The organism is Cellulophaga baltica (genome assembly GCF_018861125.1).
In the GTDB taxonomy this organism is placed as follows: Bacteria; Bacteroidota; Bacteroidia; order Flavobacteriales; family Flavobacteriaceae; genus Cellulophaga; species Cellulophaga baltica_A.
Map to the genome: position 1 here is coordinate 101,839 of NZ_JAHKQN010000036.1, position 7,470 is coordinate 109,308.

At 31.5% G+C, this 7,470-nt stretch carries 6 protein-coding genes; 5 read left to right on the plus strand and 1 reads right to left on the minus strand.

What is annotated here, in order from left to right:
• Positions 1–9: 9 nt before the first annotated feature.
• The 4 genes from KO500_RS17270 to KO500_RS17285 are packed head-to-tail and all read left to right on the plus strand — an operon-like array spanning position 10 to position 4,914.
• The gene (locus KO500_RS17270; protein WP_215957806.1) at positions 10–1,524 is read left to right on the plus strand and encodes a sugar ABC transporter ATP-binding protein; all 1,515 of its coding nucleotides are present in this window, start codon (positions 10–12) and stop codon (positions 1,522–1,524) included.
• A 31-nt stretch (positions 1,525–1,555) separates the two neighbouring features.
• Complete coding sequence (locus KO500_RS17275) at positions 1,556–2,524, plus strand: ABC transporter permease (protein WP_215957807.1); 969 nt, start codon at positions 1,556–1,558, stop codon at positions 2,522–2,524.
• 11 nt (positions 2,525–2,535) lie between these two features.
• Entirely contained in the window at positions 2,536–4,032 is a 1,497-nt protein-coding gene (locus KO500_RS17280) for a mannitol dehydrogenase family protein (protein WP_215957808.1), read from the plus strand.
• Entirely contained in the window at positions 4,033–4,914 is an 882-nt protein-coding gene (locus KO500_RS17285) for a carbohydrate kinase family protein (RefSeq protein ID WP_215957809.1), read from the plus strand. It abuts the gene before it with no gap.
• 71 nt (positions 4,915–4,985) lie between these two features.
• Here KO500_RS17285 and KO500_RS17290 read toward each other — a convergent pair whose 3' ends face one another.
• A complete protein-coding gene (locus tag KO500_RS17290) occupies positions 4,986–6,476 on the minus strand; it encodes a mannitol dehydrogenase family protein (protein ID WP_215957810.1) in 1,491 nt (496 codons plus the stop codon).
• A gap of 222 nt (positions 6,477–6,698) precedes the next feature.
• On the opposite strand from KO500_RS17290, the gene KO500_RS17295 reads away from it, so the two are divergent.
• Positions 6,699–7,424 (plus strand): NUDIX hydrolase, encoded by a 726-nt coding sequence (locus KO500_RS17295; protein ID WP_215957811.1) that lies wholly within the window; start codon positions 6,699–6,701, stop codon positions 7,422–7,424.
• Positions 7,425–7,470: the final 46 nt, after the last annotated feature.

Here is a 7,470-nt window from a genome sequence, read left to right on the forward strand (position 1 = left end):
ATGGCAATTATGGAAGAAAATAAAAGTGAATATAGGTTGGAAATGTCTGGAATCTCAAAAAGTTTTGGGATTGTTTCAGTACTTGAAGACGTAAACTTAAGAGTTAAGCATGGTGAAATTCATGCCTTGCTTGGAGAAAATGGTGCAGGTAAATCTACTTTGATGAAAATTCTTAGTGGAGCGCATCAAAAAGATAGTGGTGAAGTTCTTTTAAATGGGAAAGAAATTAATCCTAAAAACACACATGATGGTCAAGTTTTGGGTATTAACGTGGTGTATCAAGAATTGTCATTAGTTAATGATTTATCTGTTGCTGAAAATATTTATTTGCACAAATTAGGTGCAAATAAATTTTGGATGAATTGGAAAAAAATCACTCAAGATGCTCAAGAGTTGTTAGATTCTTTAGGTTTTGAAATTGATGCATCTGCAACCGTTAGAAATTTAAGTATTGTTCAAAAACAAGTGGTAGAGATTGCGAAAGCGATTTCGGAAGATACTAAGGTTTTGGTTTTAGACGAGCCAACAACGGTTTTTGATCCTACAGATACGCAAAAATTATTTGACAATTTATTTAAGTTAAAAGAAAGAGGTATTTCAATTATTTATATCTCTCATCATTTAGAAGAGATATTTAAAATAGCAGATACAGTAACGGTTCTTAAAGATGGTGTTGATACAGGAAGTATGCCAACTTCTGAAATAGATACAGATGGTATTATTCACTTAATGATTGGTAGAGAACTTAAAGATTTATATCCATTACGTGATGTTGTTGTGGGTGATACGGCAATTTTTGAAGTAAAAAACTTAACCGCTAAAGATACGCTTGTACATGATGTTTCATTTTGTGTAAAACCAGGAGAAGTTTTGGGTATTGCGGGTTTAGGGGGTAGTGGAAGAACAGAAACTGCTAAATTAATTTTTGGTGCGCACAGAAAAAAATCAGGAAGTATTTTTTTAAATGGAGAAAAAATAACTACCAAATCGCCGGTTGAGGCTGTAGAGCATGAAATTGGTTTGGTTTCGGAAAACAGAAAAGAAGAAGGTGTTTTCTTGCCATTGTCAATTAGAAAAAATATTAGTGTAACAAATTTTGATTCAATTTCAAGCAGTCTAGGTTTCATTAAGACAGATAAAGAGCATGATAATGTTCGTGGATTGATGAATAAGTTGAATATAAAAGCACCAGGTTCTGAGGTTGATGTAAAAAACTTAAGTGGGGGTAATCAGCAAAAAGTAGCATTAGCTAAATGGTTAAGTATAGATAGTAAGGTGATTATTATTGATGAGCCTACACGTGGTGTTGATGTCGGTGCAAAAGTAGAAATCTATAACCTTATTAATGAGGTAGCTAAAAAAGGTGTCGGAGTTATTGTTATTTCATCTGATATGCCAGAGATAATGGGAATTGCAGATAGAATTCTTGTAATGCATGAAGGAACAATTTACGGAGAGTTGCCAAAAGAAAAATTCTCTGAAGAAAACATTCTTAGATATTCAATCGGGAAAGCATTAAAATAATACAACATAATTATATAAAAAATTAAACAAAATGGCCTTAACATTAAAACAACAACTTAGTACTCCTGGGGGAATATTAAAGTTTTTAATTAAGTATAATACAATATTCATTTTTTTAGTGCTGGTTATATTTTCAGCAGTTATTTCTGATGTTTTTTTTACATCAGTAAACTTAAGTAACCTGTTAAAGCAGGTTTCGGGTATCGGAATTATAAGTGTAGGTATGTTAATTGTAATACTTACTGGTGGTATCGATTTATCCGTAGGTTCAATGGTTGCATTGCTAGCTGTTATATTTGCAATATTTGTAAATTTATTTGCGTTACCTCTGGCAATTCTACTAACCTTAGTTATAGGCTTTGGTTTAGGTAGTGTTGCGGGTTATTTGGTGGCGTATCAAAAAATGGCTCCTTTTATTGCAACGCTGGCGTTAATGACTGTAGCAAGGGGTATGGGGTTTATCTTCTCAAAAGGTTCTCCTATTAGGTTTGAAACATACGGGGGTTTGTTTATGTCAAACTTCGCAAACAATTCTACATTGGGTGTTCCAAATATTGCAATCGTCTTTTTTATCATTGTAATTATAGCAACAATTATGTTAAAGTATAATGTGTTCGGTAGATTAGTTATTGCAATTGGTAGTAATGAAGAAGCTTCTCGTTTATCAGGTATTAAAGTGGGTAAGTATAAATTTCTAGTATATGCAATTTCAGGAACTTTAGCGGCTTTAGCAGCAATAATTGTTGCTTCAAGAACAAATTTAGGTTCGCCAAATATGGGACTTTCATGGGAGCTTGATGCTATTGCTGCGGTTGTAATTGGTGGTGCTAGTTTAAGTGGAGGTAAAGGTTCTGTAATAAATACTTTAATGGGAGTTTTAATTTTAGGATTAATAAGTAATATTCTCAATTTGTTAAATGTTCCGTCTTACCCACAACAAGTAGTAAAAGGAGGTATAATCATATTTGCAGTATTACTGCAACGTTTTGAAAAGAAATAAAATAAAGAATAATGACAAGTAAAAAATTAAATAACAAAAACCTTTCTGAATTTACTAGTCAGGTTTCTGTTTCGGGTTATGATAGATCTTCTGTAAAAGCTGGTATAGTACATGTTGGTATTGGTGGTTTTCATAGAGCGCACCAGGCATATTATACAGACCAGTTGTTGCATGATGAGGCTAATAAAGATTGGGGGATTTGTGGTGTTGCATTATTAGATTTTGATCAGAAAATATATAATACACTTAAGGATCAAGATGGTTTATATACACTTATCGTAAAAGAGCTAGATGGTACTTTAACAAAAACAGTTGTTGGATCTATTGTTGAATATTTATTTGCACCTGAAAATCCTACTGTGGTTATTGAGAAAATGGCTGATGAAGCTATAAAAATTATTACGCTTACTATTACAGAAGGTGGTTATAATTATAACGAAGCAACTAAACAGTTTGATTTTGATAATCCGGCTATACAGTATGATATAGATAATCCTAATTCACCTAAAACAATATTTGGTTATTTAGCGCAAGCGCTAAAATTGCGTAAGGAGCGTAATATTAAAGGTGTTTCAATTCAATCTTGCGATAACATTCAACATAATGGTAACATGGCAAAAAAAATGCTGTTAAGTTATATTGAAAAAGCAGAACCGTCTTTAGTTGATTGGGTAAAAGAGAATGTTTCTTTTCCTAATAGTATGGTAGATAGAATTACGCCTGCTACTTCACAATTTGAAATAGCAGGATTAAAAGAAACTTCTGGCATTGATGATGCTTGGCCAGTTGTGTGTGAGCCATTTAAGCAATGGGTTATTGAAGATGATTTTATAACAGGAAGGCCGGCTTGGGAAAATGTTGGAGCGCAATTTGTTGATGACGTTGCGCCGTACGAAAAAATGAAGCTGAGTTTGCTAAATGCTGGTCATTCTGTTTTAGGAATTTTGGGTGCTTTAATGGGTTATTCTACAATTGATGAAGCAGTTCATAATAATGCTATAAGCGCATTTTTAAGAATTTATATGGGCAATGAGGTTACTCCTATATTAACAGGTTTAGAGGGTATTAACTTGAAAAATTATAAACATTCATTAATTCAACGTTTTGGTAATATTTATATTAAAGATCAGATAGATAGAATTTGCTCTGAAAGTTCAGCTAAAATTCCAATTTTTATATTGCCTACGGTAAATGCTCAGCTTAAAGAAAATGGACCAATTGAATATGCGGCTTTTGTTATAGCAGCTTGGGCAATTTATAGTTTAGGTTTAGACGAAAATGGAAATACATTGAATATTAAAGATGCAATGGTTGATGTATTGCATGAAAAAGCGCTAGAAGCTAAGGATAAACCTGAGTTGTTCTTGGGTGTTAAAGCTGTTTTTGGTAATTTAAAAGAAAACGAAGTATTTGTAGCTTCGTATGTGAATGCGTATGAGAATATTTTAAAATACGGAGTTGAAAAGTGTGTGGTAGATATCAATAGTAATGTTTTAAATAAAATATAGATGAGTAATATAACTTGTTTTGGAGAGGTTTTATGGGATGAATTCCCGGAGCATAAAAAAATTGGAGGGGCACCTTTAAATGTAGCAATACGTTTAAAATCTTTTGGAAATAATGTTTCAATGATTAGTAAAATTGGAGCAGATAAAGACGGGAGGGAAATTTTTGAATTTATTAAAGAAAATGAGGTTAATACTGATGGTATTCAGGTTGATGATAAATTAAAGACAGGTAACGTAAAGGTTGTTTTAAATGCTAAGGGTTCTGCTTCATATAGTATTATGTTTCCTAGAGCTTGGGATAATATAGATTTAACTGCAATTGCTGAAAAAATTGTAAAATCATCAGAAGCTTTTGTTTATGGTAGTTTAGTGGCAAGAGATGAGACTTCAAAAAATACATTGTATGAGCTTTTAAAAGTGGCTAAGTATAAAATATTTGATGTTAATTTAAGAGAGCCTCATTATACAAAAGCTGTTTTGTTGCATTTGATGAATCAAGCAGATTTTATTAAGTTTAATGATGATGAGATTTTTGAAATAAGCGCAATGTTTGGTTCTAAATCAAAATCTTTAGATCAATCAATTCTTTTCATAGCAGAAAAAACAAATACAAAAACAATTTGTGTAACGAAAGGGAAGCATGGTGCTATACTGTATGTTGAAGGTAAATTATATCATAACAGTGGTTATCTTATTACTGTTGTTGATACAGTTGGTGCTGGAGATTCTTTTTTAGCTGGTTTGATAAGTAATTTATTAAATAATGAAGATCCTCAAAAAGCCATAGATTATGCATGTGCGATAGGGGCGTTAGTTGCTAGTAAGGCTGGTGCAAATCCTAAAATAGAAGAGGAAGAAGTGCATAAAATGATTACTTCATAAATAAAACTAAAAATTTTTTGTTTGGATTTTTAAGTGTGTAGGTCCTTGATTGAAAAAATCAAGGGCCTTTTTTAATCGTAATTAGCGTTAAAGATTTGAACACATTTTTTAATACTATTGTTTCTAAGGTTGTTTAAGTGTCTCGTAAATTGTTCTACGAATAAATCTTCATTTTTTAAATTATTAAAAATGGAATCTATTTCTAAAAATAATTTCGGATTTTGGTGTGAAAGAGCTGCGGTTCTAATAAGTTTATTACTTAATGAATCTGATATTTGAAACGAAATATTGTTGTCATCTACACCATCATTATACTTACACCATGCAGCAATAATAAATGCACCGCAATCTATAGTTTCGTTATTTATTAATTGCTTTTCAATAATTGGGACTATAAAAATTGGAATTTTAGTAGAACTCTCTTTGCAAACCCTGGTTAGTTTGTCATTAATATATGGGTTTTTGTACCTTGTAAATAACTCTTCTTTGTAGGTGTCAATGGCTTCAGGTTTAATTGTAGTTAGGTTGGGGGCTACCTCGTTGCTAATATAGTGCTCTAAAAATTTAATAAAATCATCATCGTTAGCTGCTTCATGTACTTTTGTGTATCCGTGTAATGTGCCTAGAATTCCTAAAATTGAATGCCCAGCATTTAATACATGTAGTTTCATGTTTTCAAACGGTACAATGCTTTTTACAAATTTAACACCAACTTTTTCCCAATTCGGTCTTTCAAATAAAAAGTCATCTTCGATAATCCAATCGGTAAATGACTCACAAACAACAGGCCATTGATCGTAGGTAGAAAATCCCTTTTTTAAGTAGTTGATGTCTTTGGAGTCAGTGACAGTTGTAATTCTGTCAACCATTGTATTAGGAAAACGAGTATTTTCTTCAAGCCAAGGTAGTAATTCAGGTTCATTTTTGCTTACGTAATCTAAAAACGACCTTTTAATAGTGTCACCATTAGATTTTATGTTGTCGCATGATAATATAGTGCAACCAGCTAAGCCTCTTTGTTTTCTTAATTTAAAAGATTGGGTTAAATAACCGTATACCGTTTTTGGATTGAATTTGTTTATACTGTCTTCTTCAATTTCAGGATGATTTATATTAAATTCTCCAGTAATTTCATTTAAATGATACCCATCTTCAGCAATTGTTAGTGATATAATCTTAATATCGGGCTTGGCAATGCGTTCAATTACGGCAATAGGGTTTTCAGGTCCATATAAATATTCTATAATAGAACCTATTACTATATTTTCATGATTTCCATTTGAATCTTTGACCATTAAAGTGTATAAACCATCTTGATCCTTTAGTATATTGTAAAGGCTTCTGTCGGAATCCAGTAAATCAACACCACAAATACCATAATTAAGTTCTTTGTGATTTTCAATTAACTTATGAAGGTAATGCGCTTGGTGTGCTCTATGAGTATCTGTTACACCTATATGTATAATACTTGTCTGTATTTTATCTCTATCGTATTTAGGTACTGCTATATTTTCAGATAAAGTATTAATGTTTTCAGTATTTAAGTAAAAAAAATCAGGCATGCTAAACTATGTGTGGTTTAATATCAGGAACTGGTGTTGGATTATGGTAGTAATCCATTATGTAAAATATATTGAAATGTGGGAGTCTAATTTAAAGTATAAAATTACTTAATTTTTTTTTTAATCTCCTATTATATAAGAATGATTAATTGTGATATTATATGTATTTATGATTAAGGCATTAGCGTTTTTTTATATTTGTTATCTGATTGGTTTTAAAATATGGATTTTAGGAAAAGAGATAATGTAACCGTTGACTGTGTTGTTTTTGGTTTAGATTCAAATGGTTTGCATGTTTTATTGCGCAATAGAACTTTAAATATGTATGATGATGACTATCCTATAATAGATGATTGGATAGTTACCGGGTATTATGTATTTAAAAGTAAAACTCTAGAAGAATCTGCTGATCTTATCTTTAAAGAGATAACAGGTTTAAGTAATGTTGATAAAATGCAATTCAAAACTTACGGAAATCCAAACCGCATGAAGTCTGATAAAGACATATTATGGGTAAGAAGTCGTGGTGTTAAAACGCAAACTATGACTACTGCATACTACTATGCATTGCCATTAGGTACAGTGAAGCTTAAACATGATGGTTTTAAATGGTTTTTATATGGTGAATTGCCAGAGCTAGGGTTTGATCATAGTAAAATTGTAGAGGATGCATATGAAGATTTAAAAAGGAAGATAATGATAGAACCTATTATATTTGATTTTCTTCCTCCTAAGTTTACATTAAATGATCTGCAATTTGCATATGAGGCTATATTTAATATTGAAATAGATAATCGTAACTTTCGTAAGAAGGTGTTGAGTAAGTCTTATGTTGTTGGTACAAATGAGAAGCGTAAGGGGGTCTCGAAGAAACCATCTAAGTTATATTTCTTTAGTAGAGAAATATATGATGAGGTAAAAGGGAAGGATTACCTTGTAAGTATATAATAGTGTAGACAAGGACTAATGGGGGTAAAAAGTGTTTTTGATTAAA

Bases quoted from the DNA above. Each gene is read 5' to 3' on its own strand.
- KO500_RS17270 (WP_215957806.1), top strand. From the start codon at position 10: ATGGAAGAAAATAAAAGTGAATATAGGTTGGAAATGTCTGGAATCTCA.
- KO500_RS17290 (WP_215957810.1), bottom strand. From the start codon at position 6,476: ATGCCTGATTTTTTTTACTTAAATACTGAAAACATTAATACTTTATCT.
- KO500_RS17285 (WP_215957809.1), top strand. From the start codon at position 4,033: ATGAGTAATATAACTTGTTTTGGAGAGGTTTTATGGGATGAATTCCCG.
- KO500_RS17275 (WP_215957807.1), top strand. From the start codon at position 1,556: ATGGCCTTAACATTAAAACAACAACTTAGTACTCCTGGGGGAATATTA.
- KO500_RS17280 (WP_215957808.1), top strand. From the start codon at position 2,536: ATGACAAGTAAAAAATTAAATAACAAAAACCTTTCTGAATTTACTAGT.
- KO500_RS17295 (WP_215957811.1), top strand. From the start codon at position 6,699: ATGGATTTTAGGAAAAGAGATAATGTAACCGTTGACTGTGTTGTTTTT.